The organism is Pseudomonas bubulae (genome assembly GCF_037023725.1).
Lineage (GTDB): Bacteria > Pseudomonadota > Gammaproteobacteria > Pseudomonadales > Pseudomonadaceae > Aquipseudomonas > Aquipseudomonas bubulae.
In genome coordinates, this window is the sequence record NZ_CP146077.1 from 531,544 (window position 1) to 555,700 (window position 24,157).

Sequence of the window (24,157 nt, forward strand, 5' to 3'; positions counted from 1 at the left end):
TCGCTCCCACAGTCGTTACAGCGTTATACCGATGGCCCGGTACTCACGGCCAGTACCGGCAGGCTCAGACGCTCAAGCAGCGTGGCTTGCGCACTGCGCGGGTTCTGGTTGCCCGTTGGCGTATTGCGGATATACCGCCCGTCCGACTGAAGGCTCCAGCTGTGGGTGTTGTCCGTCAGATAGCACTCAAGCTCCTTCTTGACCCGCAGAATCAGCTTTTTACCCTCGACCGGGAAGCACGTCTCAACACGCTTATCGAGATTGCGCTCCATCCAATCGGCACTCGACAGGAACATCTGCTCCTCGCCGCCATTGAGGAAGTAGAACACCCGTGTGTGCTCCAGGAAGCGCCCGATGATCGAACGCACATGAATATTGTGCGAAACGCCGGCAATCCCGGGACGCAGGCAGCACATCCCGCGTACCACCAGATCAATACGCACGCCGGACTGACTGGCCTTGTACAGCGCACGGATGATTTTCGGATCGGTCAGCGAGTTGAACTTGGCGATGATATGCGCCGGTTTGCCTTCAACAGCGAACTGGGTCTCACGGGCAATCATGTCCAGCATGCCCTTTTTCAAAGTGAAAGGCGCATGCAGCAGTTTTTTCATGCGCAGCGTCTTGCCCATGCCGATCAACTGGCTGAACAACTTGCCGACGTCTTCACACAGCGCGTCGTCGGAGGTCAGCAAGCTGTAGTCGGTGTAAAGCTTGGCGTTGCCGGCGTGGTAGTTGCCGGTACCCAGATGCGCGTAACGCACGATCTCCCCCGCCTCACGGCGCAGAATCAGCATCATCTTGGCGTGGGTCTTGAAACCGACTACGCCATAGATCACCACCGCACCGGCAGCTTGCAGGCGACTGGCCAGTTGCAGGTTGGACTCTTCGTCAAAGCGCGCACGCAACTCGATCACCGCGGTCACTTCTTTACCGTTACGCGCCGCATCAACCAGCGCATCAACGATTTCCGAGTTGGCGCCGCTGCGGTACAGGGTCTGGCGTACGGCCAGCACATGCGGATCCTTGGCAGCCTGGCGAAGCAAGTCGACGACCGGAGTAAACGACTCAAACGGGTGCAGCAGCAAGATGTCCTGTTTGCTGACCACGCTAAAAATGTTCTCGCTGTTCTGCAACAGCTTGGGAATCGCCGGGGTAAACGGCGTGTATTGCAGCTCAGGGTGGCTGTCGAGGCTGGTGATGCTGAAAAGGCGTGTCAGGTTGACCGGACCATTGACCTGATACAACTCGGTCTCATGCAGGCTGAACTGCTTGAGCAGGTAGTCGGACAGATGCTTGGGGCATGTGTCGGCCACTTCCAGGCGTACGGCATCGCCGTATCGACGCGAGAACAACTCGCCACGCAGCGCACGGGCCAGGTCTTCAACATCTTCGGTATCAACCGCCAGATCGGCGTTACGGGTCAGGCGGAACTGGTAGCAGCCTTTCACCTTCATGCCTTGAAACAGGTCATCGGCGTGGGCGTGAATCATCGACGACAGGAACACATAGTTGTCGCCTGCCCCACCCACGTCTTCAGGCAGTTTGATCACGCGTGGCAACAGACGCGGTGCCGGGATGATCGCCAGGCCTGAATCACGACCAAAGGCATCGATGCCTTCCAGCTCGACGATAAAGTTCAGGCTCTTGTTCACCAGCAACGGGAACGGGTGCGTCGGGTCCAGGCCAATCGGCGTGATGATCGGCGCGATTTCGTCGCGGAAGAACTTGCGTACCCACGCCTTGATCTTGGTGTTCCAGTGCCGGCGACGGATAAAGCGCACCTGATGCTTTTCAAGCTCGGGCAACAGAATGTCGTTGAGGATCGCGTACTGGCGATCCACATGGCCGTGGACCAGTTCGCTGATACGGGCCAGCGCCTGATGCGGCTGCAAGCCATCGGCACCGGCCTGCTCACGGGCGAAGGTGATTTGTTTTTTCAGGCCTGCGACACGAATTTCGAAAAACTCATCCAGGTTGCTGGAGAAAATCAGCAGAAACTTCAAGCGTTCAAGCAGCGGATAGGACTCATCCAGCGCTTGTTCCAATACGCGAATGTTGAACTGTAATTGCGACAACTCACGATGGATGTACAGGCTGCTGTCATCAAGGCCAGGAACGGCAATCGCCGGATGCACCGCCGCGTGCGACTCGGCCGCAGCAGGCGCATGGGCTTGCTGTTCAGGCGGGGTTTCAGGGACTGGCTCAACAATCGGCTGAGCTTCAGTGGCAACGATTTCAGCAAGTCCTTCGGTATTCATTGAATGTTCCTGTAAGAGCGGGTTTGACTCTCGTAACAGTTAAGCGACACCAGCAGTCAAGTTGTCAGAATGCCATCAACGCCTGTGGGTTTAAACCGCTCCCGGGCGCTTTATGCGGGCCAGAGACTGGTTAGAGGCCGATTTGTCGAAATTGTTTCCTGATCAACCGACGCAGACACTGCGGGAGCGGACTTGCTCGCGATTCAAACACCGCAGAGTTTCAGATTGACTGAGTCAACCCCATCGCAGTCAAGCCAGCTCCCACAGGTTCGAAGCAATAATCACCTGCGCGCATGGTTATAACGCTTCGCCATGAACACTAGATGACAACGCTAATGATGTAGGTCAAATACACATGATTTGTAGGACTTGTTAACGCAAAGTCACATTTCGATACTTTCCCGAACGTCCCTTAAGGCGTAGGCTGCGCGTTCATTTCGCCAGCATCCAGACAATGCTCCAACAATTTCTTCAAGAATTCGGCTACTTCGCCCTGTTTCTAGGGACGTTCTTTGAAGGTGAGACCATTCTGGTTCTCGCAGGCTTCTTGGCGTTCCGCGGATACATGGACCTCAAACTGGTCATGATCGTGGCATTCCTCGGCAGTTATGCCGGAGATCAGCTGTGGTACTTCCTGGGGCGCAAGCACGGCCGCAAACTGTTGGCGCGCAAACCGCGCTGGCAACTTATGGGCGACAAGGCGCTGGAGCACATTCGCAGGCACCCGGATATCTGGGTCCTGAGTTTCCGCTTCGTCTACGGCCTGCGTACCGTCATGCCCGTGGCAATCGGCCTGTCAGGCTACCCTCCGGGCCGCTATTTGCTGCTCAACGGTATTGGTGCGGCTATCTGGGCCATTGCCCTGGCTACCGCCGCCTATCACTTTGGCGCCGTGCTCGAAGGCTTGCTGGGCAACGTCAAGAAATATGAGCTGTGGGTGCTCGGTGCCTTGCTCCTGATCGGCCTGTGCCTGTGGGCCCGACGCCGCTTCAAGAATGCACGCCTGGCCAGACAGACCGCTCTTGAAGAGAAAAACAAGAGCAACGCCGAAGTCAGCAACCCGCCAGCCGAGTGATACGGTTTCTGCACACGTAGAGCCCCATCACGCTCAACAGTGTGTAACTGGACAGGCCGACCCAGCCCAATGCGCTGGCCGGCCACAGACCGGCCACAGGGGCCAGCCAGACCAGTGGCAGGTTGAGCGCCAGGCGCAGCCACTCAAGTTTCAGCGCCCAGGGCCGGTTCTCCAGACCTGCCCCCAGCACAAACAGCCCCAACGCCATATACCCCCAGCCCAGCATCAGCGCCTGGGGCGACAACGTCTCGCCCAGATTCAGCAAATAACTGCCCAGCGCCAGATAAACTGCAAATTGCGCCGCGATATACACCTGTTGGCGCCGCGCCAGTGGCACCTCGAATTTTACAAACCGGCTCAGGTCCGGCTTGTTTATCGGGTACTTCGCCGCTACATCCGCCGGACGCCAGCCCGTGGGCATAAACCAGATCCGCAGCTTGTCCCGCCAGCGCTCGGTGCGCTGCGCATCAGCCAGCAACTGGCCATAGAACTGCCAGTTGGCCCACAGCGGATTCCAGCTTTGCAGCGGCGTGGTCACGCCGAAAATCACCGGTTCGGCGTCGTCTTCTTCCTGAAAAGTGCCGAACAAACGGTCCCAGACAATGAACACTCCACCGTAATTGCGATCCATATACAGAGCATTCTGCGCATGGTGAGCCCGATGATTGGAAGGTGTCACAAACAACCACTCGAACCAGCCCAGCTTGGGCACATGGCGGGTATGGACCCAGAACTGATAGAGCAGGTTGACGGTGGCCACGGTGACAAATACCGGCAGCGGCACACCCAGCACCGCCATTGGCAGGTAAAAGACCCAACCAAGCACAAACCCGGTGCTGGTTTGGCGCAGGGCGGTGGACAGGTTGTAGTCTTCGCTCTGATGATGCACCGAATGCGCGGCCCAGAGCACGTTGCGCTCATGCCCCAGGCGGTGGTGCCAGTAGTAGCAAAAATCGTAGAAGACAAACGCAAACAGCCACACCCACAGGCTGTCTTCGGGCAATTGCAGCAGCGCCAGATATTTCAGTGCCAGCGCGTAGGTGATCAGCCCCACGCCTTTGGTCAGCAAACCGGTGGTGGTCGACAGCACACCGGCGCTCAGGCTGCTGATAGTGTCAGCCAGGCGATAGGTGTGCATTGCGCGCCAGCGGTCGGCCAGCAGCTCGACAGCAATCAGCACAAAGAAAAACGGTACGGCATACAGAATCAGCTTCATGGCACACCCCGAGCGGTATTCCATCAAGCGTAGGCGCACTTGCTGCGAAACCCTATGGCATCAAGCGCCAAATCAGGCGACATTAATGCCATGAACAAGGAGATCGACATGACCACTAAAAAAGTTGCCGTGATTCTTTCCGGCTGCGGCGTCTATGACGGCGCCGAGATCCACGAAAGCGTGATCACCCTGCTACGCCTGGACCAGCGCGGCGCCAAAGTACAGTGCTTTGCCCCCGACATTGCACAACTGCATGTCATCAACCACCTGACCGGCGAGCCAATGCCCGAGTCACGCAACGTACTGGTGGAGTCAGCGCGGATTGCCCGGGGCGAGATCAAGGATGTTCGTGAGGCCAAGGTCGAGGATTTTGACGCCCTGATCATACCGGGCGGGTTTGGTGCCGCCAAAAACCTCTCCAGCTTTGCCACCGATGGTGCTGCGTGCTCGGTTCAGGCTGATGTGCTGAGCCTGGCCGAAGCCTTTGCCGAAGCTGGCAAACCGATTGGCCTGATGTGCATCTCACCTGCCATTGCCGCCAAGATTTATGGCCCAGGCGTGATCTGCACCATCGGCACCGACGCAGATACCGCTGCAGCCGTCACCAAAATGGGTGGCACCCACCAAGAGTGTGAAGTGTCGGAAATTGTCGAGGACAAGGCCCGCAAGCTGGTCAGCACCCCGGCCTATATGCTCGCCAAATCCATCAGCGAAGCAGCGTCAGGGATCAACAAGATGGTTGACCGCGTGCTTGAGCTGACGCAAAAAAACTGATCAACCCCGTGCCAGCCGGGTCAGGATACGGTCCAGGGCATTGGCGAACGCCTGCTTGTCGCGTTCGCCATAGGCACCCTGCCCGCCGCTGACCTGGCCTTGCTCGCGCAGATCGGTAAACAGATTACGCACCGCCAGGCGCTCGCCCATGTTTTGCGGGTCAAACTCCTTGCCGCGCGGGTCCAGCGCGGCAACGCCCTTTTTGACCAGCCGGTCGGCCAACGGCACATCGCTGCAAATCACCAGTTCGCCGGGCACGGCGTGCTCCACCAGATAATCATCCGCCGCATCCGGGCCGCTGGGCACCACAATCAGTTTGACCAGGGCGTAGGTCGGTTTGATCTGGCTCTGCCCTGCCACCAGCACCACCTCAAACTGACGCTTGAGAGCGAACTTGATGACCTGATCCTTTGCCGCCTTGGGGCAGGCGTCTGCGTCGATCCAGACACGCATAGAGAATTACTCCTGAGTGTTGCCGCTCCCACTGAGGGGAGGTGTATAAGGATTTAAGAAGCCTGCACCCGACGCTTTTCCGCCAGTTTGCTTCGGCCGTACAACACGATAATTGCCAAAATGGCTACGGCCTGCGCACTCAGCGAGTACGCATCTGCATGAATACCCAGCCAGTCGAAGTCGAAGAACGCGACAGGCCGCGTGCCAAAGATGCCCGCCTCTTGCAGCGCTTTCACGCCATGCCCGGCGAATACCACCGACAGGGCGCAGAGCAAAGCCGCGTTGATGCTGAAAAACAGCGCCAATGGCAATTTGGCCGAGCCACGCAGGATGATCCACGCCAGGCCCATCAGCAAGACCAGTGCCGTGGCGCCGCCCGCCAGTACCGCGTTGTGGCCCGCCGGGCCGGCTTGCAGCCACAGGGTTTCGTAGAACAGGATCACTTCGAACAGTTCGCGGTACACCGAAAAGAACGCCAGTATCGCGAAGCCAAAACGACCGCCACCGCTGACCAGGCTGCTTTTGATGTAATCCTGCCACGCGGCGGCGTGACGACGGTCGTGCATCCATACGCCCAGCCACAGCACCATGACGCTGGCGAACAGCGCAGTACAACCTTCCAGCAGTTCACGCTGGGCACCGCTGACGTCAATCACATAGGCCGCCAGCGCCCAGGTCGCCAGTCCGGCCACCAGGGCCAGACCCCAGCCGACGTTGACACTGCGCACCGCCGATTGCTGGCCGGTATTGCGCAGGAAAGCCAGAATCGCGGCCAGCACCAGAATTGCTTCCAGGCCTTCACGCAGCAAAATCAGCAGGCCGGAGATATAGCTCAAAGTCCAGCTCAGGCCATCGCTGCCCAGCAGCCCGGCAGATTCCTTGAGCAAGACTTTGGCCGCTTCCAGTCGCTGCTCGACCTGCTCGATCGGCAAGCCGTCCTGCAGCGATTGCCGATAGGCCATCAGGGCTTTTTCAGTGTTTTTGCGCACATTGGCGTCAACGTTATCCAGCGAGCTTTCAACGAGTTCAAAACCTTCCAGATAAGCCGCCACCGACAGGTCGTAGGCTTGCTCACGGTCACCGGTGCGGTAAGCCGCAAGGCTTTTATCCAGGGTGGCGCTGGTGTAGTCGAGCAGCTGCGCCGGGCCGCGTTTGACTTGCGGCGGCTGCGCCCGCTGGGCACGGAACGTTGCGGTCGCCTCGGGGCCTTCAGCCGCCAGCACTTCATTCGGGGTTTGACGGGCAAGGTCCGCCAGGTTGTAGGTTTTGTCTGCCTTGCTGGCACTCGGGTCGGCACTCAGCCCGGCGATGTAGGTGGCCAGGTCCCAGCGCTGACGCTCGTCCAGCTGATCAGCAAACGAAGGCATATCGGTGCCTTCAACCCCCAGGCCAAGGGTGTTGTAGATCGCGTAGAGGCTCAGCCGGTCCAGGCGCTGCGCGTCACGCAGGTTCGCAGGCGGCGGCGTCATACCGACACTGGCAGGGCCGTCACCGGCGCCGGTTTCACCGTGGCACACCGAGCAATGCTGGGCATAAAAGGGTGCGCCACGGGTAGGGTCAGGGGTAATGGCGGGGGCCTGGCTGACCTCGTAGGCCACCGCCAGTTTGGCACCCAACTGACGTGCTTCATGCGCAACGGCGGTGCCGTCTACACGCTGTTCGATGGCGCTTTGCAGGGCGTTCACGCCTTGCAGCAGCTCCTCACGCTCAGGGCGTTGCGGCAAGTCCGCGAGCAGGCCTTTGAGCACGGCCAGAAACTCGAGTTGCTCGCGGTATTCGGTCTCATCAATAACCTTGCCGTTTTCAACTGTAGGCGGATAGTCAGCACCAATGTAGTCAATCAGGTGCAGCGCTTGTGAGGCGCCTTCCGGGGTGTTGGCAGAGGCAACAAGGCTGCACAACGCGAGCACGGGCAACAATAGCCATGCCAAAAAACGCGAGCGGGAGGTCATCGATCAATCCGGATGGAAATGAGAAGTAACATATTGTTTACCGTTACTGGCCGCCGACTCAAGGCCCTCGTATGCGATCGCGCCGTAAATCAGCGAATTGCAATTCTGCGATTGAACTGGCTAAACATAGCGAGCCTTGCAGATTGATAGCCCCTTTATTGCAAGTGCTTGTGGGTTAACTATCGCCACAAATGTAGGCAATTTCCCAAAGTGATTAAACACAGCCATCACGCCCTGATTAAGGCTACTTCCCCTCCGCCGACGCTGCTAAAAATACCGATCCTTCACCACAACTGATCACCCGTACTCGGGCCCGGTCTCTGCGGTATCGACAAGTATTTATGGTTTAGACGCCCGGGGACACTCATACCCATGACCGCTCGCGCCCTTAACGCTCTCATTTTGAGCGTGCTCACCTTACTGACTGGATGCTCGGTATTTCGTAGTTATGACAGCGAACTGCAAGCCACCAACCAGCAGTTGTCGGCTGGCAATGTCGATGGCGCACTGGTCCTGCTCGAACAAAACAACAGCAGCCAGAACAAAGACCTTCTCTACTACCTGGAAAAAGGCGAGTTATTGCGCGCAAAGGGCGACCTTGCTGCAAGCCAGAAGGCATGGCGCAACGCTGACAAATTGATATATGCCTGGGAGGAGTCGGTCAGGCTCGATACCGCCAGGTACCTCGCACAGTTCTCCAGTTTTCTGGTCAACGACAAAGTCCGCCGCTATGAAGGCCATGACTACGAGAAAGTCTGGTTGAGTACGCAAATGGCTCTGAATCTGTTGAACCTTAACGATTTCGAAGGTGCCCGCACGGAAATCAAAAAAACCCATGAACGCGAAGCCCTGATCACTGAACTTCGGGACAAGGAATACTTGAAACGTGAGCAGGAAGCAGAACGCAGGGGAGTACGGGCCCGGCTCAAGGATTTGCGTGGCTACCCGCTGGAAAGTCTTGATGCACCCGACGTACTGGAGCTGAAAAATAGTTATCAGAGCGCCTTTAGTCATTATTTGGCGGGCTTTGTTTACGAGGCTTTGGGAGAACGAAGCCTTGCCGCACCAGGCTATCGAAAGGCCGCAGAACTGCGCCCCAACACACCTCTGATCGAGCAAAACCTGCTGAACCTGGACAAACCAGAGGCCCGCAGCGATGAAAGCGAAGTTCTGATAGTGCTGCAAAATGGCTTTGCACCGGCGCGAGACTCAATACGTCTCCCACTGCCATTAACCATCAGCAACAACCTCGTCATTACGCCGCTGTCATTTCCGGTGATCAGGCCTTACACCCCCAATACGCCCCTCACCCATGTCGTCGTCAACGGCCAGCTTCATCCCCTCACCTTGCTTAACACCACCACGACCATGTCGCGTCGCGCCCTGCGCGATGAACTGCCGTGGATCCTCCTGCGTAGCAGCGCGCGGGCTGTCACTCGAGGCGTCGCACAAAAACAACTCAATGACGACAACCCGCTGGCCGGCCTGCTTCTGGGAGTTGCTTCGACTGTTCTGGAAGACGCGGATACGCGCACCTGGCGCACCCTGGCAGACAACACATATGTGGTGCGTTTACGCCTCAACCGTGGTGAGCATCAAATTAGTCTGCCCGACATCCCGGGCAGTACGCCGATACGCATAAGGGCCGAACGCGGCTATCAGGTCATCACGATACGCACGATCGGTAATCGCGTTTTCCACCATGCCGCCGCTGGCAGTACTACACCCGTCACCCCCCCGCTGGCTTTCATAAGCCGACAAAAACCCTGAGGAACCCACGATGCGATATTTGCTCTCGGGCGCTCTGGCGCTGTTTTTACTGATCGGCTGCGCCACACCGTCACCTCCACAACCCAACAGTGCAGCAAGCAAGATTACGGTCATGGGCAAGTTCAAACATATCTCTGCCGGAGCGATCCGCGTAGCGCGTGTAAATGGCTTCATGACCGTAAACGCCCAGATGACCAACACCAGCCGCCACAACCGAATGGTTTATTACCGCTTTACCTGGCTGGGCAAGGACGGTTTTCCCGTTGCCAATGAAGAAGGCTGGAAAACCATCACCCTGTACGCCAAACAAAACACTTTTATTCCTGCTATTGCACCAGTGCCCCAGGCCAGGGATTTCCGTTTGGAAGTGAAAACGCCCTGAACCCATAACTTTTGTCACTCCTGGAGAGCTATTCCATGCTTGCACGCACTTCATTACTCGCCCTTATGCTGATTCTGATCAGCGGGTGTTCCAACACTTCGCCAGTCATCGGCGGCAAAAACATAGCTTATGGCGACACCAAGGCTGTGGAACTGATCACCAATGAATTTGGCTCGACTGACCTGCAGATGATCGCCGAAAGCATGACACGCTCCCTTGCGCAGTCCGGCATTCTTCAGGGAAGACCGGTGGTGCAGGTCTACGATGTGAAAAACAAAACCAGCGAGTACATCGACACCCGCCAGATAACAACGTCGATAAAAACCCAACTGATGAAAACTGGCACCGTTCGTTTTGCGAGCGACAACACCGACATGCAAAGCCAGGTCGACCAACTTCAGTTGCAAAACCAAAGCGGCCTGTACAAAAAAACGACGATCAGCAAGACCGGTAACATGATCGCAGCCAAATACCGCCTCGAAGGCTCCATTACCTCGATTGTGAAGCGCAGCAAGGACTTCAAAGATGTTTTCTACACATTCAACCTGCAACTGGTCGATCTCGAAAGCGGCCTGGCGGAATGGATGGACGACAAAGAAATCCGCAAAACAACGGAGCGCTAAGCGATGCGTATCTGGATATGCGTTATCAGCCTGCTCTGTATCTGGGAAGTTCAAGCTGCCCCCAAAATAGCCGTGACCGACCTGGCTTATGAGACCCGCGTACAGCAATACGTCCAGTCAACCACTGCACGTAACCGTTTTCAGTCCGGCCCGTACAACGCCAATGGCTCGGCGAGCTACCAAACGTACGAGAACCGCAACAGCTACATCCAGCAAAACGAGTTGCGCAATTTCAGTGGCGATATCAAAGGAAAGATTCTCAAATCCGGGTTGTTCCGACTGGTGCAGGCCACGCCTTACAAAGCCAGCGACAAAACGGATGTTTATGACGTCATCAAGCGCATAAAGGCCGGTCATTTCAAAGGCGCCGACTACGTTCTGTTTGGCACGGTGTCTGACATTGATTTCACCCGGGACCTCAACGCACTGGCCAATACCAGGAGTTATTCGGCGATACTGGGGTTGACGCTGGTTGCTGACTTCAGCCTGATCAACACCCGTACCCTTGAGGTCACCTCAGCATTCACTGCCATGGGTAAAGGGGAGGACATCAAACTGACAAACCGCCACGATCTCAGAGTGTCCCTTAACCGGCCCCAGGTTATACGCGACGTAGCCGCAACCCTTGGCGAGGACGTGGTACGGCAACTACAAGAGCAACTGACAGGCATTGCACCTCAGCCGCCAAAGAGCGCGCCAGCACCACTCAACAGACTACCCGAGGATGAAGCTGCGGTGATTCTGCGCTGAGCCCTGAGCACAAGCCAGTTGTCGCTCAACAGCCGAGATCAGACCGACGTGTAATGCTGAGCCATGAACTCGACAAAAACACGCACTTTGGGGGCCAGAAGGCGGGCGTGCGGATAGAGGGCAAAGTAATGACGCTGGCCTGCGTTGTAGTCGGGAAGAATCTGTACCAACTGGCCGCTTTGCAAGTTCTGTTGCACCGTCGCCCGTGTGAACGCGGCAATGCCCAGACCGGCCAACGCGGCGCTGTGGAGGGAGGTAATGGTGTCGGTTTTGAAACGTCCGTTGAGCGCCACCACCACGGTATCAGCCCGCGCCGAATTCAACCGCCACTCATTGCTCCCCGTAAAACCGAGTAACTGATGGGTAGCCAGCTCGTCGACCTGGCGTGGCAAGCCTTGGCGACTGACATAACCGGGTGCAGCCACCAGAATCAGATCGGATACGGTCAGTTTCTTGGCCACCAGCGAGGAGTCTTCCAGGGGGCCGCTGATGCGCAGTGCAAGGTCGAAGCGCTCAGCCACCAGATCAACAAAACGGTCCTCGCAGGACAGGTCTACCCGGATCTTGGGGTAGCGTTGCTGGAACCCGGGCAACCAATTGCCCAACTCCAGCGTCCCGATCACCAAAGGCACGCTGATACGCAGAGTCCCTGACGGTTCGCTGCCATCGTCGGCAACAGCCAACGCCGCTTGGTCGAGCCGCTGCAAAATGTCGAGGCAGGCCGCGTGATAGCGCTCCCCTGCCTCAGTCAGGCTCAAGTGCCGGGTTGTGCGGTTGATCAACCGCACACCGAGTTGTGCCTCCAGATGCTGTAAATGCCGGGACAATGTCGAAGACGTGGTTTCCCATTGCTCGGCTGCTGCCGAAAATCCACGATTCTCGACGATGCAGCAAAACGCCCGCATGGCCAGCAACTGATTCATCGATTGAGCTTCACTTTAGAGGCAATTTAACGATCTGCGCCGTAGTCATGACGTCGCCAAAGGTGTCTTCGACTGAAGCCAGGGCTGCGCGGTGCAGGCTATTTGCATCAATGCTCGAGCCGTCTGCCCGGGTAATACTGCGGGTAGCGGAAGCATCAGATGCTACCACGACCTGGTACCCCAGCGGCGCAGCGTCCCGAGCGCCGCCGGCCACGCAGGCATGGGTCATCAGGCCGGCAATAATTACCGTCTTGATGCCTTTTTCCTTCAGCAGGCGGTCCAGTTCAGTGCTGCCAAAAACGCTCACGGTGGTTTTTTGCAACACCGTATCACCCGCGCGAGGCAGCATCTGCGGGTGGAATTTCACACCTTCGCCGTCCAGCGCAAAAACCGCTGAGCCCGCCGGGGCGATATGCTGAATCTGATAAACCGGAATCCTGGCCTTGTCCGCGAATGCAATAAGCTCGCGAGCCTTGTTGAGTGCCTTCTGGCCGTCCGGGATCGGCAACCGGCCGGTGAAGTACTCCTGCTGAAAATCAATCACCAGTAAAGCCGTAGAGGCCGGGTCAAGACGATCAATCGGAACAGCGCCAGACATGGCACGGATAGTGGGGTTGGGATTGACGGCAGGCTCAGCCGCGATGGCTGAAGTTGCCGCCAGACTCAGACAGGCGAGCAATGAGGACAGTAGTTTGGGCATTGTAAAAGTCATATGAACCTCTGGTTTGGAATGATGCAACGGAGGGTAAAAGTCTAAAAAGACCGATACCTCGCAACAACGCCAGGGCGCGCATATGACTTATGCGCTTTTTGCACAGATTTCAGTTTGTAGCGCGATGCAACGTCGCCAGAAAACCCGCCGCGCCAACAAACAGACCGGCAAAGGTGCGGTTCATCCGGCGCTGTTGTTGCGGCGTACGCAGCAGACGCAGGACCTTGGACGCCAACCCTGTGTAACCGGCCATGACGATCAGGTCGACGCAGATCATGGTCACGCCCAACGTCAGGTATTGGGACACCAGCGGCGCTGCCGGGTTTACGAACTGCGGCAGCACCGCGAGCATGAACACCAGCGCCTTGGGGTTGCTGACGTTGACCAGAAAGCCGCGAAATACGAGAGCCAGCGGCTTGCCGATGGGACGCACGGCGGCGTCATCGCTCAGATCAGCCGGCAGGGCACGCCACTGTTTGACGGCGAGGTAAACAAGGTAAGCCACGCCGAACCATTTGATGGCATAGAAAGCGGTAGACGAGGCTGCAAGGATGGCGCCGACACCGGCTGCGACAATGGCGATTTGCAACGCCAGGCCCAGTTGCAGGCCCAGGGCATTCCAGTAACCGCGCCAGAAACCATACTGCAGACCGCACGACATCGAAGCAATCGCGCCAGCGCCGGGGGACAGGCTGATCACCCAACAGGCAGCAAAAAAGGCCAACCACGTTTCCAACGACATCGCACACCTCGGACAAGATCTGTAACAAGTCCCTTAAGCTAATGCGTTGGTTGAAAATTGACCACAAATTTCTGAGGGTAGTTTTGACTCTGCGGGAGCGTTACAGGTCGCTTTCTCGCCAGCGGCGTACCGAGCGCTGGAAGAACAGACTGTTGGGGACTTGCACCATGCTGCTACCACTACCCGATTCAGCGGGTTCTATCAGCGTGGTGTAAAGCAGATTGATGGCCACCACACGACCTTTGACGCCGGGCTTGTCCAGCGTGTCGAGCAACTCCACCACGTCGCCAATGCGAAACGGCCCCACGGTAAAGATCAACACTGCACACAGCAGATTGGAAAGCACGCTCCACATGGCGAAGAAGGCAATTGCCGCCACCGCCACAAAGCCCGACAGCGCCGTCCACAACACGGTGGCCGAAACCCCCAGACGCTCCAGCACGACGATCACTGCGCTGCCCATGATGAACCAGCGCAAGCCGCCGCGCAGCGGCATCATCAGCTGTGGCGGGAACGGATAACGCTCGCCCAGCCGCGTCAGGAAGCGCGCCACGACACGTTGGGAGAAGTAACCCGCCAACAGAATCAGCAAAATCTGCACACCGATCCACAGCGGTGCGATCAGTTCGGCGGGCACTGGCAAGTGCAGGGCTTCCATCAGGACAGGGCTTCCAGTTCTGCTTGCATGGACTCAAGCAATTCCAGCGCTTCCATCCACCGCTCTTCCAGCTGGCTTTCGAGCACTTTGAGCTTGGCCTGTTCCGCCAGCAGATCACGCAATTCATCTTTGCGCGCAGCTTCGTAAACGGCACTGTCGCCCAGGCTGGTTTCGATTTTCGCCAGCTTTTCGTTGACCTTGCCCAGCTCGCTCTCAAGCTTGTCAGCTTCGCGTTTATGCGGTGCCAGCTGCTGACGCAACGCTGCAGCGGCCTGACGTTGAGCCTTTTTATCGGTCTTGTCAGGGTTGACCAGCGTGGTGCTGACCGGCGCATTGCGCAAACGGTAGTCGGCCAGCCAGCGCGCGTAGTCTTCGAGGTCGCCGTCAAATTCCTGAACCTTGCCATCGGCAACCAGCAGGAACTCATCCGTAGTGCTCTTGAGCAGATGGCGATCGTGGGACACCACCAGCACCGCGCCGCTGAACTCTTGCAGAGCCATGGTCAGCGCCAGACGCATTTCCAGATCGAGGTGGTTGGTCGGTTCGTCGAGCAGCAACAGATTCGGGCGGCCCCAGGCTATCAATGCCAGCGCCAGGCGGGCTTTTTCGCCACCGGAGAAGTTCAGTACCGGCTCGTCGATCCGCGCACCCCGGAAGTCGAAACCACCGAGGAAGTCGCGCAGGGTCTGTTCGCGCTCGGTCGGCGCCAGACGCTGCATATGCAGCAACGGGCTGGCCTTGGAATCCAGTGAGTCGAGCTGATGTTGGGCAAAATAGCCAACCACCAGATTCTCGCCACGGGCCAACCGACCCGACAGTGGCTCCAACTCGCCTGCGAGGTTTTTGATCAGGGTCGACTTACCCGCGCCGTTTGGCCCGAGCAAGCCAATACGGGCGCCCGGAACCAGTTGCAGCTTGACCTTCTCGAGGATGGTTTTGTCGCCATAACCCAGGCGCGCATCGGACAAGTCGAGCAACGGGCTGGAGAGCTTGACCGCTTCGCGGAACACGAAGTCGAACGGCGAATCCACATGGGCCGCGCTCAGCTCTTCCATACGCTCAAGGGCCTTGATCCGGCTCTGCGCCTGACGGGCCTTGGTGGCCTGGGCCTTGAAGCGGGCGATATAGCTTTCCATATGCGCACGTTGCGCCTGTTGCTTTTCGTAGGCCTGTTGCTGCTGGGCCAGACGTTCGGCACGGGCACGCTCAAATGCGCTGTAACCACCGCGATAGAGGGTGATTTTGCGCTGATCGACGTGGGCAATGTTGTCGACCACGGCATCCAGGAAGTCCCGATCGTGAGAGATCAGCAGCAAGGTGCCAGGGTAATTCTTGAGGAAGTCTTCAAGCCAGAGAATGGCGTCGAGATCCAGGTGGTTGGTCGGTTCATCGAGCAACAAAAGATCCGACGGGCACATCAGGGCCTGAGCCAGGTTCAGGCGCATCCGCCAGCCACCGGAAAAATCGGCAACCGGGCGATCCATCTGTTCGTTGGTAAAGCCCAGTCCGGCGAGCATTTTGCGCGCCCGTGCATCGGCGGTGTAGCCGTCGGCGCTGTCCAGCTCGGAGTGCAGGCGCGCTTGCGCAGCACCGTCCTCGTCAGCTTCGGCCCTGGCCAGATCGGCCTGCACCTGGCGCAATCGCTGGTCGCCATCGAGCACATAGTCGATCGCAATGCGGTCGAGGGTGTCGATTTCCTGGCGCATATGGGCGATCCGCCAGTCGGCCGGGAGCAGACAATCCCCGGAATCAGGCGTCAACTCACCCAGCAGCAAGGCGAACAAAGTGGATTTACCGGCGCCATTGGCGCCGACCAGACCGGCTTTGTGGCCGGCGTGCAGGGTCAGCTCGGCGTCTTCTAGCAGACGTTGCGGGCCACGCTGTAAAGTCAGGTTCTGAAGTCGGATCATAATGGCGGCGGAGTCTACCAGCTTCCCTCTCAACTGGCGCGAATTGCACTATGCAGACTGACCTGTGGAATTACTGTTTGAACCTCTATGCCCGACCTGGGGTGGAGCAGGCCTTCCTGCAATTGCAGGACCAGGGTGTGGATGTGTGTGTGCTGCTGTGTGCAGCCTGGCTTGAGGAGCGCGGCGTGGCCTTCGACAAGGCGCGCCTTGGGCAACTGAATGCCTGTGCCGGACCCTGGCAGCACGAAGTGGTTCAGCCGTTGCGACAACTGCGAACACGCTGGCGCGAAGCAGCCGCGCACGACGATGCACTGGCGACGCTGCGCGTGCAGGTCAAGGCATTGGAGCTGGAGGCCGAACGGATGTTGTTGCGGCGCCTGGAATCCGTGACTCAGGGCTGGTCGAAAACGCAATCGCAGGATACCTGCGCCTGGCTGCAGAAGATGGCGGTCGATGCCGGTCACCCTGATTGCGACGCGCTGCATACGCTGCGCGTCGCAATCAATCGCGCTTAAGAAGCGCTGGCTGGGGTCGTAGCCGAGTTTGTAGCGGTTACCGGAGTTGACGCCGGGGTTGTAGCGGGTGCCGCGGCGGCGGACGTCACGGCGGGCTTGGCCGGAGCCGTGGCCGGTTTGGCAGCTGCTGGCCTTCTTGCGGCAGGCTTGGCTGCTGCAGGTTTAGCCGCTGCGGGTTTTGCCGCAGGCTTGGCCGCTGCAGGTTTGGCCGTTGCGGGTTTTGCCGCAGGCTTGGCCGTTGCGGGCTTGGCCGCTGCGGTTTTAGCGGCAGGTTTGGCCGCTGCAGGTTTAGCAGCAGGTTTGGCCGCCGCTTTTACCGGGGCTTTTGCTGGTACTGGTTTGGCTGCTGCGGGTTTGGCGGTCGGTTTTGCCGCAGCCGTTTTGGACACTGCCGGCTTGGCCGCTACGGTTTTTGCAGCAACTGGCTTGGTCGCAGGCTTAGCCGCCGCTACTTTGCCGGCAGGCTTGGCGGCTGCTTTGGCCGGAGCTTTGGCCGGAGCCTTGGCAACCCCTTTGGCAGCCGGTTTTTTCGCTGCCGCTGCAGGCTTGGCATCGCGACTCGACAAAGCCTTGCCAACAGCCTCTTTGACTCGACCGATACCTTGGGCCAACTTCAGGCTTTCTTGAGCATCACGTTTGAGTTGCAGAATATAAGTGCGCGTTTCGCTTTGACGGTCTTTGAGTGAGTCGAGCAGTTGCTCGAGCTCTTTGACCCCAGACTTGGCCTTGGCCTGAGCCTTGGATTTTCCGGCGTTGGCGGCGTCTTGCAGTTTTGCACGTGACTTGTGCAGTTTTTCCTGCGCTTTACCGCGCTGCTTTTCAAGCTTGGCGAGCAGTTTCTCAGCATCAGCCAACGCTTGGGAGCAAGCGTTTTCCAAATGCTCAAGCAGACTGCCTGAGAGCTGTTGGAGCAAGTGCAACGGCGTATTTACGGGCTTCTTATTGGCCGACATGGTTTACCTCCTGGCTGAAGTGAGTGCGGCTCATACTAGACCTCTGCAACTACCGCCGCTAGGGCATGTTGACACTAAGGATAGCTGCACGTTGCATGACGTCGAAAAACTTGTGCTGGATCAATCTTTAACGGCCAAGCCAGCTAAATTCAAAGAGTGCCCAAACGTCTTTTAGCCCCTTCGAATTAAAACATCGGTGCCGCTCGGGCGCTGGCATAATCGCTCGCACATCACGCCGGAGAACCCCCATGCCGCGTTACATGTTTTGGATGTTGTTGTGCCTTGCGCCTGTGGCTGACGCAGCCCCCTCTCCCTCCCCCGACGACGCCCGCGATCTGGCCTACAGCATGGGCGCCAGCCTGGGCGAACGCTTGCGCCAGGAAGTCCCCGAGCTTCAAATCCAGGCACTGATCGAGGGCCTGCACACCGCCTACCAAGGCAAACCGCTGGCCCTGACAGATGAGCGCATCGGCCAGATTCTGGCGCAGCATCAGGCTCAAACAGATCCCGGGCAGGCCTCGTCAGGCATCAACGCCGCCCTGAGCGCTGAAGAAGTTTTTTTGCTGGTCGAAAAACAGCAACCCCAGGCTCGCGAGCTGGCCGACGGCATCATCCTGACCGAACTAAAACCCGGCAAAGGCGCCAAGCCCGGCCCACAGGATTCGGTGTATGTGAGCTATGTGGGCCTACTGCCCGATGGCACCGTGTTCGACCACAGCACCCAACCACAATGGTTTCGCCTGGGCAGCGTTATCGCCGGCTGGCGCAGTGCATTGGTACAGATGCCGGTGGGTGCGAAATGGCGGCTGGCGATACCTTCAAGCCAAGCTTACGGCACCCAGGGGGCCGGGGATCTGATTGCCCCCAATACACCACTGGTGTTTGAAATCGAACTGTTCGCTACCCGAAAGTAACCGTCCCGGAAATAAAAAACGGCGCGCCATTGCGCACCGTTTTTTAAATGAATTGTTGCTTAAGCCTGAGCGGCTTCTTTCTGCTTGTGCGCGCTGTGCAGCACTTCGATCAAGCAGTCTTCAAGCTCAAAACGCTCATCAAGCAGAGCGCCCAAAACCTTGATCTCTTCTGCCAGCTTGTCACAGTCAGGGCGATGGGCCTTACCATCACAATGATCGTTGAAAGCCAGGGCGGCCTCCGTAATCACGTTGATACGCGGGTAGATGGTCTCTGCCAGGGCAAGCCCGCGCTCGTCATTGAAGGCCTTGGCCTCCTGATTGAGCTGCTCGTAAATCTCGAAATGGCCTGCGGACACATAGTCGACCAGCAGCTGGCAAAACTCTTTTTGAGGCCCGCGTTTGGGATTGTTTTGCTGCTCCAGCAGAGCCGCATAAGCCTTCACAAGTTTACGGCGCTCAAGCAACCAGCGGTCTACCAGTTGGTGGACGCCGTTGAATCGTTCCTGAGCACTCTCGCATCTTTCGAGCATGATGATCTCTCTTCCCTTGTGGGCCCATGCCACCCGACATCAGCCAGGCCTGTGTGAACCAAAACCTGCACGATTGCACGGGCATTGGGCGGCATAACTCCGTGATACGTGCGGGCCAGATTATGCCCGCTTGCCAACTGCTTCAAGGTACCCACGAGAGAAAATTCATACAAGTGTTTAATCCCAAGTGCTACTTCACGTCGCAGTCACGGGGTAATTTGTCCCTGGCAATCGAGCGACTGATCTGAAAGATGGCAAGAACAAGCAGCCCGATAAAGGCCAGCAAGCTCAACTCGGGAATGCTCAAGTCAAAGATGGTCCAGTGAATATGTGTGCAGTCCTCACTGCCACGATAAATCATCGAAATGATTTCACTCGGCGACATGTCGCGCCAGATGCACGCCAGCTCTGGCTGACAGAGCATCAGTTGATCTGGCGCCAGCTCTTGCAGCCATACCTGCCTCAAGGCACTCGCCGCGCCACCCAGCGCGAACAACATGGAGGCAAGGGAGTAACACAACATGCCAAAACCTTTGGGGCCATGGGCAAAAGCCACCAGGTTGACGAGGCAGAAATCCAGCAAGAAAAAACGCTGAACCTGACATAGCGAACAAGGCTTGAGCCCGGGCCCGTACTCGAGATAAAAAGTGCCGCCCATTACCAAGGCGCCTACTACAAAGGCTAAAAAGAAAATAAAACGTGAAGCTGCCAAGAACATGGCTTTTCCATGACAAAAGAGACAGTTGGTTACGGTAGATGAAAGCCATTAGCCCTTTCAAGGTGACCCTAAGCGGATAGTTCTCGAAGAAACCAAGGAAACCCCAACAGAAACACTAAGCCTTTAGAACAAATCATGTAGGAAAAGGCAGATTGCCCCTCGCTCGCTCAATACTGCAGGCAGCCCCACGTGTGCCGAAACACACGCCAGGCTGGCCTCTTCACAGGGTCGTGGCAGTGACTGGCAAGGGGGATGCGAGCAAACGCTCATCCAGCAAATTCAGCCCTTCCTGAAAAAGCTGATTACTGCGCCCCGTATCTCCCAACTGGGCCAGCAGTCGTGCCAGCTCGGCACAGGTTTCGGGGTTGCGCTCCACCTTGAGGCTGCTTTCAAGGTAATCCCGCGCTTTGCCCCACAAGCTGTTTTGCAGGCACAGGCGACCCAGGGTCAACAGCAGGCTGGCATCGCCGGGATGGCTCTTGAGCCAGCCTTCGGCGGCCTGCAACTGCTTCACCGGGTCACTGCCACGCAGCAGGCCATAGAGGCGCACAAGATGGCTGTCATAACTGCGCTTGAGCGCCCCGCGCAAGACTTCTTCGGCTTCAGTTTGCGCGCCCAGCTGGCGCAATTGCTCGGCATAGGCCAGCACGAGCGCGGGCTCCTGGCGCTGGGCCGAGGTAAGCTGTTGCCAGGCGCGTTGAAGTGACTGCAACCCCGCCTCGCCTTCGCTTTCACGCTGGGCCGCCAGGCTCAGATTCTGCCCCCAGGCCCGTCGCTCCAGCTCGGCCAGCTCCTTGGGCGGCAATACCTTGTCCTTGCGCAGCTCTGGCAACAGGCGGATCAACGCCGTCCAGTCGCCACGCTGCTGGTGCAGACGCTGCAGCTGGCGCAACACCTGAACATTGTGTGGATGGCGCTCGTGCATGGCCTGCAAGGTCACCAGCGCGCCCTCGGTGTCAGCACGGTCCACCTGCAACTGGGCATGGCTCAGGGCAATGGCCAGTTCGGCCTGAGGCTGGCGTTCCAGCGCTCGCTCCAGCAGGTTGTCGCTTTCTTCGTAGTGCCCCTGCTCGTTGGCCGCTCGTGCAGCCCCCAGGTAGTAGAGCAATGGCTGCGGCTCGGCTTCGGCGGCACGGGCCAGATGCTTCTGTGCGCTGGCCCAGCGGCCCTCGGCAAGGTCCATCTGGCCTTGCTCGATGGCGATCTGCACTCGACGGCTGCGGTTGCGCCGCGACCACGGGTTGACCAGCCCTGTAGAAGCCGTCACCAGCTCCACCAGCAGCTTGACTCCCCACACCAGCAGCCACAGGACGGCCAGCAGCGCGAGCGTTGCCCAGACACTGGATTCGTAACGGAAATTTTTATAGGCGATCAGCACATAGCCCGCATCTTCAGCAATTGCCAGGCCGATGCAGGCCGCAGCTGCAATCAACAAGAACACAATCACGTAGAAGCGCTTCATGGAAGTGCCTCCTGCGCCGGGCTGGCAGCCGCTTTGACCGGCTCTTGCGCACGCACATGCCGACGCTCAAGGTAGGCCTGTACCGCGCTCAAGGCAGCCGCAAGGTCCGGGGTTTTTACCGTAACCGGCTGCTTGCCGAGTTCAATCACTTGCTCGAGGATTTTTTTGCTCTGCGGGTTATCCGCATTGAAGTTGCCCTTGAGCACATCTTGCGCCTGCGCCAGGGCCTGGGTGTAAACCGACTCCTGGCCATTGAGCGCCGCCCACTGGGCTTGCTCCAGCGCCAGGCTCAAGGCCAGGCGAACCTGGGTCAGGCTTTGGCCAGCCAACAGGGGGCGCACATTTTTGTCGGCATTGAAGTCGATGCGGATGTAGTGCGAGATCTCCTCCCACCACCGGGACCAACGGCTCGCGCCATCGCCATCAGCGGTGAGGCTGGCCAGCGAGTCACCCTGGTTCTGATAGGCCGGGGCCAGCGCACTGAGTTGCGCCACTTGATCACGCAAGGCCGCCAACTGCAAAAACAGTCCGGTGCGGTCCGGCTGCTCAACACTGCGCAATGCAGTCAGGCTTTTGGCCAGTTGCTCACGAGCGGCGAATGAACCCGGATCGTTCTGCTCGCGCAAAATCGCGTCCGCGCCCTGTACCAGTGCCTGGGCGCTGGTGACGTCTTGCAGGGCCGACAAGCGCAAGGTGGCAAGACGCAACAAGTGCTCGGCCTCGGCCAGGCGCCAGTCTTTGCGGCTTTCGCCCAGCACGGTTTCCAGGCGCTGGTTCAGGCGCTGCTGATCGCCTTGCAGCTGCACGACCAATTGGCGCTGATTATCCAGTTCACTGGCCGAAGGCAGTTGGTTGAGCCGCGCCAGCAGCTTCTGCTCGCCCTGCTTGATCGAAAGCGTTTGCGCGGCCAGGGCCGGTACGTCGCTCAACTGCTCTGCGGTGGCAGCTTGCAGTTGACGCACCTGCCATACCCCCCAGCCGCCGACAGCAACACCGGCGGCGCCGAGCAACAGGGCGAAAACCGCCAGGCCATTGCCTCGACCCTGTGGTGCAGGTTCGGTTTTTTTAGCCGGCGCTTCTGGCGCGGGCTGCACGTGTTCTTTGGACAAGACTGTTTCGCTCACGAATCCATCCTTTGCATTAGAAAGCAGGTGCGGGATGCTCCCGCAGCGCCGCCAGCAAAGCCGTGGCGCTTGCACCACGACAATCCACAACATGTTGCGCCCCGGCGCTGCGAGCCAGCTCAGCAACCCGCGGGCTTGGAACAAACAACGGCAGGCACCCAAGCATGGGCCAGGAATCGCCTGCCATCTGCCGTAAATGTTCAAAACCCTGCCCACTGCTGACCACCAGCGCGTTCAGGCGTTCCACTTCAACCCGCCGGGACAGGGTTGCAGGCGGGTATGACGGCAGTACGCGGCGGTAGACTTCAAGGTAGTCGACCTGCGCGCCAATGCTGCGCAGACGATCCGCGAGCAACTCGCGACCACCCTCCCCACGCAGGATCAACACGCTGGGCTGATCCCCCCCCACTGCAGACTTGAACTCGGGCATCGCCAGCAGCGCCTCGCTGTCATCACCCCGTTGAGGGTAGCTAACATCGAGGCCGTAATCGGCGAGAATCTGCGCCGTCGCGGCGCCAACGCTGAACCACTTCTGCCGGGGCGCATGCGGCCAGTACTGGCTGACCAGCTCAAGCCCCAGGCGCGCCGCAGGCTTGCTGACCACAATCACTGCGCAATACCGGTCAAGACCCGCAATCAGCGCACGCTGAGCATCAGTCATAGTCAACGGGCTGATCGCCAGCAGTGGCAAGCTGCTGCTATATATCCCGGCAGCCGCCAGCTCAGCGGCCAGCGCGGCCGATTCCTCGGCTGGCCGGGTCAGCAGCAAGCGCCAGCCTGTCACTCGTGACCTGCCTCACCATAAACGGCTTTGAGAATATCCCCAGCCCCTTGGGCCAGCAGAGCCTCAGCCACTTGCACACCCAACTCACTGGCGTGTGCACGCGGCGCACGGGCGTCGGCACTGAGCAACACACCGCCACTCGGCTCGCCGACCAGGCCGCGCAGCCAGATTTGCTCGCCTTCAAGCACGGCATAACAGGCAATCGGCACTTGGCAGCCACCGTTGAGATGCTTGTTCAGCGCACGCTCGGCCGTAACGCGCACCGCCGTATCGGCGTGATGCAAAGGCGTCAGCAGGGCATGGATTTCGGGATCTGCGCTGCGGCATTCGATACCCACTGCGCCTTGGCCACCGGCTGGCAAGCTGTCTTCGATGCTGATGGGTGATGTGATGCGCTGTTCAAAACCGAGGCGAATCAGGCCGGCAGCCGCGAGGATAATGGCGTCGTATTCACCTGCATCGAGCTTGGCCAGACGGGTATTGACGTTGCCACGCAGAAAGCGGATTTGCAGGTCCGGACGGCGAGTCAGCAACTGGGCCTGACGGCGCAGGCTCGACGTACCGACAATGCTGCCCTGAGGCAAATCGTCGAGGCTGGCATAGGTGTTGGAAACGAAGGCGTCACGCGGATCTTCGCGCTCGCAAATGCAAAACAGACCCAGGCCTTCAGGGAAGTCCATCGGTACGTCTTTCATGGAGTGCACGGCGATGTCTGCTTCGTTTTCGAGCAGGGCTGTTTCCAGCTCCTTGACGAAGAGCCCCTTGCCGCCAATTTTCGACAGCGGCGAGTCCAGCAGCTTGTCACCACGGCTGACCATGGGCACCAGCGTCACCAAAATACCGGGGTGAGCCTGCTCTAAACGGGCTTTAACGTATTCGGCCTGCCAAAGAGCCAGGGCGCTTTTACGGGTAGCGATGCGGATTTCGCGAGAGGACATGGATCAATCCGTACTGAA

General features: G+C 58.6%; 24 protein-coding genes. 8 read left to right on the plus strand and 16 right to left on the minus strand.

The annotated features are described in order from the left end of the window. Positions 1–23: 23 nt before the first annotated feature. Positions 24–2,261 (minus strand): polyphosphate kinase 1, encoded by a 2,238-nt coding sequence (ppk1, locus tag V6L81_RS02435; protein ID WP_095000693.1) that lies wholly within the window; start codon positions 2,259–2,261, stop codon positions 24–26. 454 nt (positions 2,262–2,715) lie between these two features. On the opposite strand from ppk1, the gene V6L81_RS02440 reads away from it, so the two are divergent. Further along, a complete protein-coding gene (locus V6L81_RS02440) occupies positions 2,716–3,336 on the plus strand; it encodes a DedA family protein (RefSeq protein WP_086799407.1) in 621 nt (206 codons plus the stop codon). On the opposite strand, the gene V6L81_RS02445 is transcribed toward V6L81_RS02440, so the two are convergent. Further along, entirely contained in the window at positions 3,314–4,552 is a 1,239-nt protein-coding gene (locus tag V6L81_RS02445; protein ID WP_150628911.1) for a sterol desaturase family protein, read from the minus strand. The genes V6L81_RS02440 and V6L81_RS02445 overlap by 23 nt on opposite strands. Positions 4,553–4,660: 108 nt before the next feature. Between V6L81_RS02445 and elbB the strand changes: the two genes are divergently transcribed. Then, complete coding sequence (elbB, locus tag V6L81_RS02450; RefSeq protein ID WP_095017800.1) at positions 4,661–5,326, plus strand: isoprenoid biosynthesis glyoxalase ElbB; 666 nt, start codon at positions 4,661–4,663, stop codon at positions 5,324–5,326. Here the strand turns inward: elbB and V6L81_RS02455 are convergent, their stop codons facing one another. Together V6L81_RS02455 and V6L81_RS02460 are read right to left on the minus strand one after the other, a co-directional pair. Further along, positions 5,327–5,779: a YaiI/YqxD family protein gene (locus V6L81_RS02455; protein ID WP_016783011.1), complete on the minus strand. Its 453-nt coding sequence runs from the start codon at positions 5,777–5,779 to the stop codon at positions 5,327–5,329. Between the two features lie 53 nt (positions 5,780–5,832). After that, positions 5,833–7,731: a cytochrome c/FTR1 family iron permease gene (locus V6L81_RS02460; RefSeq protein WP_315262764.1), complete on the minus strand. Its 1,899-nt coding sequence runs from the start codon at positions 7,729–7,731 to the stop codon at positions 5,833–5,835. Between the two features lie 372 nt (positions 7,732–8,103). Here V6L81_RS02460 and V6L81_RS02465 point away from each other — a divergent pair, with 372 nt between their 5' ends. Genes V6L81_RS02465 through V6L81_RS02480 form a run of 4 tightly spaced genes read left to right on the plus strand, consistent with a single transcriptional unit; the run spans position 8,104 to position 11,256 of the window. Then, a complete protein-coding gene (locus V6L81_RS02465; protein ID WP_095017802.1) occupies positions 8,104–9,501 on the plus strand; it encodes a COG3014 family protein in 1,398 nt (465 codons plus the stop codon). A 10-nt stretch (positions 9,502–9,511) separates the two neighbouring features. After that, the gene (locus V6L81_RS02470) at positions 9,512–9,883 is read left to right on the plus strand and encodes a YcfL family protein (RefSeq protein ID WP_095000688.1); all 372 of its coding nucleotides are present in this window, start codon (positions 9,512–9,514) and stop codon (positions 9,881–9,883) included. Positions 9,884–9,918: 35 nt separating this feature from the next. Beyond that, positions 9,919–10,506, plus strand: coding sequence for a penicillin-binding protein activator LpoB (gene lpoB, locus V6L81_RS02475; RefSeq protein WP_095017803.1), 588 nt, complete (start codon positions 9,919–9,921; stop codon positions 10,504–10,506). A 3-nt stretch (positions 10,507–10,509) separates the two neighbouring features. Continuing rightward, positions 10,510–11,256, plus strand: coding sequence for a penicillin-binding protein activator LpoB (locus V6L81_RS02480; RefSeq protein ID WP_095024230.1), 747 nt, complete (start codon positions 10,510–10,512; stop codon positions 11,254–11,256). Positions 11,257–11,294: 38 nt separating this feature from the next. On the opposite strand, the gene V6L81_RS02485 is transcribed toward V6L81_RS02480, so the two are convergent. The 5 genes from V6L81_RS02485 to V6L81_RS02505 all read right to left on the minus strand — a co-directional run bounded on the left by V6L81_RS02485 (position 11,295) and on the right by V6L81_RS02505 (position 16,201). Continuing rightward, a complete protein-coding gene (locus V6L81_RS02485; protein WP_095000685.1) occupies positions 11,295–12,179 on the minus strand; it encodes a LysR family transcriptional regulator in 885 nt (294 codons plus the stop codon). A 10-nt stretch (positions 12,180–12,189) separates the two neighbouring features. Further along, positions 12,190–12,879, minus strand: coding sequence for a cysteine hydrolase family protein (locus V6L81_RS02490; RefSeq protein ID WP_232527664.1), 690 nt, complete (start codon positions 12,877–12,879; stop codon positions 12,190–12,192). A 121-nt stretch (positions 12,880–13,000) separates the two neighbouring features. Continuing rightward, the gene (locus V6L81_RS02495) at positions 13,001–13,633 is read right to left on the minus strand and encodes a LysE family transporter (RefSeq protein ID WP_095000684.1); all 633 of its coding nucleotides are present in this window, start codon (positions 13,631–13,633) and stop codon (positions 13,001–13,003) included. Positions 13,634–13,733: 100 nt separating this feature from the next. Continuing rightward, on the minus strand, positions 13,734–14,291 hold the full coding sequence (locus V6L81_RS02500) for a mechanosensitive ion channel family protein (RefSeq protein ID WP_095000683.1): 558 nt from the start codon (positions 14,289–14,291) through the stop codon (positions 13,734–13,736). Then, positions 14,291–16,201 (minus strand): ATP-binding cassette domain-containing protein, encoded by a 1,911-nt coding sequence (locus V6L81_RS02505; RefSeq protein ID WP_095000682.1) that lies wholly within the window; start codon positions 16,199–16,201, stop codon positions 14,291–14,293. The genes V6L81_RS02500 and V6L81_RS02505 overlap by 1 nt, the downstream gene beginning before the upstream one ends. Before the next feature lie 50 nt (positions 16,202–16,251). Between V6L81_RS02505 and V6L81_RS02510 the strand changes: the two genes are divergently transcribed. Continuing rightward, on the plus strand, positions 16,252–16,716 hold the full coding sequence (locus V6L81_RS02510) for a TIGR02444 family protein (RefSeq protein ID WP_338660458.1): 465 nt from the start codon (positions 16,252–16,254) through the stop codon (positions 16,714–16,716). On the opposite strand, the gene V6L81_RS02515 is transcribed toward V6L81_RS02510, so the two are convergent. Further along, the gene (locus tag V6L81_RS02515) at positions 16,713–17,669 is read right to left on the minus strand and encodes an AlgP family protein (RefSeq protein ID WP_095017806.1); all 957 of its coding nucleotides are present in this window, start codon (positions 17,667–17,669) and stop codon (positions 16,713–16,715) included. The two genes, V6L81_RS02510 and V6L81_RS02515, sit on opposite strands and share 4 nt — an antisense overlap. Positions 17,670–17,917: 248 nt before the next feature. Here V6L81_RS02515 and V6L81_RS02520 point away from each other — a divergent pair, with 248 nt between their 5' ends. After that, positions 17,918–18,583 (plus strand): FKBP-type peptidyl-prolyl cis-trans isomerase, encoded by a 666-nt coding sequence (locus V6L81_RS02520; RefSeq protein WP_095000678.1) that lies wholly within the window; start codon positions 17,918–17,920, stop codon positions 18,581–18,583. A 59-nt stretch (positions 18,584–18,642) separates the two neighbouring features. On the opposite strand, the gene rsd is transcribed toward V6L81_RS02520, so the two are convergent. The 6 genes from rsd to hemC form a co-directional block, all read right to left on the minus strand. Then, positions 18,643–19,113, minus strand: a complete 471-nt coding sequence (gene rsd / locus V6L81_RS02525; RefSeq protein ID WP_095017807.1) for a sigma D regulator — start codon at positions 19,111–19,113, stop codon at positions 18,643–18,645. A gap of 190 nt (positions 19,114–19,303) precedes the next feature. Next, positions 19,304–19,831, minus strand: a complete 528-nt coding sequence (locus V6L81_RS02530; protein WP_095017808.1) for a disulfide bond formation protein B — start codon at positions 19,829–19,831, stop codon at positions 19,304–19,306. Positions 19,832–20,051: 220 nt separating this feature from the next. Beyond that, complete coding sequence (locus V6L81_RS02535) at positions 20,052–21,293, minus strand: heme biosynthesis protein HemY (RefSeq protein WP_095000675.1); 1,242 nt, start codon at positions 21,291–21,293, stop codon at positions 20,052–20,054. Then, complete coding sequence (locus V6L81_RS02540) at positions 21,290–22,417, minus strand: uroporphyrinogen-III C-methyltransferase (protein WP_095000674.1); 1,128 nt, start codon at positions 22,415–22,417, stop codon at positions 21,290–21,292. Before V6L81_RS02540 ends, V6L81_RS02535 begins: the two co-directional genes overlap by 4 nt. Before the next feature lie 16 nt (positions 22,418–22,433). Beyond that, positions 22,434–23,201, minus strand: a complete 768-nt coding sequence (locus tag V6L81_RS02545; protein WP_095000673.1) for a uroporphyrinogen-III synthase — start codon at positions 23,199–23,201, stop codon at positions 22,434–22,436. Next, complete coding sequence (gene hemC / locus V6L81_RS02550; RefSeq protein WP_095000672.1) at positions 23,198–24,139, minus strand: hydroxymethylbilane synthase; 942 nt, start codon at positions 24,137–24,139, stop codon at positions 23,198–23,200. Before hemC ends, V6L81_RS02545 begins: the two co-directional genes overlap by 4 nt. Positions 24,140–24,157: the final 18 nt, after the last annotated feature.

Coding starts and splice junctions, on each gene's coding strand:
- V6L81_RS02455 (WP_016783011.1), bottom strand. CDS start 5,779: ATGCGTGTCTGGATCGACGCAGACGCCTGCCCCAAGGCGGCAAAGGAT.
- V6L81_RS02480 (WP_095024230.1), top strand. CDS start 10,510: ATGCGTATCTGGATATGCGTTATCAGCCTGCTCTGTATCTGGGAAGTT.
- hemC (WP_095000672.1), bottom strand. CDS start 24,139: ATGTCCTCTCGCGAAATCCGCATCGCTACCCGTAAAAGCGCCCTGGCT.
- V6L81_RS02515 (WP_095017806.1), bottom strand. CDS start 17,669: ATGTCGGCCAATAAGAAGCCCGTAAATACGCCGTTGCACTTGCTCCAA.
- V6L81_RS02445 (WP_150628911.1), bottom strand. CDS start 4,552: ATGAAGCTGATTCTGTATGCCGTACCGTTTTTCTTTGTGCTGATTGCT.
- V6L81_RS02485 (WP_095000685.1), bottom strand. CDS start 12,179: ATGAATCAGTTGCTGGCCATGCGGGCGTTTTGCTGCATCGTCGAGAAT.
- V6L81_RS02490 (WP_232527664.1), bottom strand. CDS start 12,879: ATGCCCAAACTACTGTCCTCATTGCTCGCCTGTCTGAGTCTGGCGGCA.
- V6L81_RS02505 (WP_095000682.1), bottom strand. CDS start 16,201: ATGATCCGACTTCAGAACCTGACTTTACAGCGTGGCCCGCAACGTCTG.
- V6L81_RS02500 (WP_095000683.1), bottom strand. CDS start 14,291: ATGGAAGCCCTGCACTTGCCAGTGCCCGCCGAACTGATCGCACCGCTG.
- V6L81_RS02535 (WP_095000675.1), bottom strand. CDS start 21,293: ATGAAGCGCTTCTACGTGATTGTGTTCTTGTTGATTGCAGCTGCGGCC.
- elbB (WP_095017800.1), top strand. CDS start 4,661: ATGACCACTAAAAAAGTTGCCGTGATTCTTTCCGGCTGCGGCGTCTAT.
- V6L81_RS02460 (WP_315262764.1), bottom strand. CDS start 7,731: ATGACCTCCCGCTCGCGTTTTTTGGCATGGCTATTGTTGCCCGTGCTC.
- lpoB (WP_095017803.1), top strand. CDS start 9,919: ATGCTTGCACGCACTTCATTACTCGCCCTTATGCTGATTCTGATCAGC.
- V6L81_RS02440 (WP_086799407.1), top strand. CDS start 2,716: ATGCTCCAACAATTTCTTCAAGAATTCGGCTACTTCGCCCTGTTTCTA.
- V6L81_RS02530 (WP_095017808.1), bottom strand. CDS start 19,831: ATGTTCTTGGCAGCTTCACGTTTTATTTTCTTTTTAGCCTTTGTAGTA.
- V6L81_RS02510 (WP_338660458.1), top strand. CDS start 16,252: ATGCAGACTGACCTGTGGAATTACTGTTTGAACCTCTATGCCCGACCT.
- rsd (WP_095017807.1), bottom strand. CDS start 19,113: ATGCTCGAAAGATGCGAGAGTGCTCAGGAACGATTCAACGGCGTCCAC.
- V6L81_RS02520 (WP_095000678.1), top strand. CDS start 17,918: ATGCCGCGTTACATGTTTTGGATGTTGTTGTGCCTTGCGCCTGTGGCT.
- V6L81_RS02465 (WP_095017802.1), top strand. CDS start 8,104: ATGACCGCTCGCGCCCTTAACGCTCTCATTTTGAGCGTGCTCACCTTA.
- V6L81_RS02495 (WP_095000684.1), bottom strand. CDS start 13,633: ATGTCGTTGGAAACGTGGTTGGCCTTTTTTGCTGCCTGTTGGGTGATC.
- ppk1 (WP_095000693.1), bottom strand. CDS start 2,261: ATGAATACCGAAGGACTTGCTGAAATCGTTGCCACTGAAGCTCAGCCG.
- V6L81_RS02470 (WP_095000688.1), top strand. CDS start 9,512: ATGCGATATTTGCTCTCGGGCGCTCTGGCGCTGTTTTTACTGATCGGC.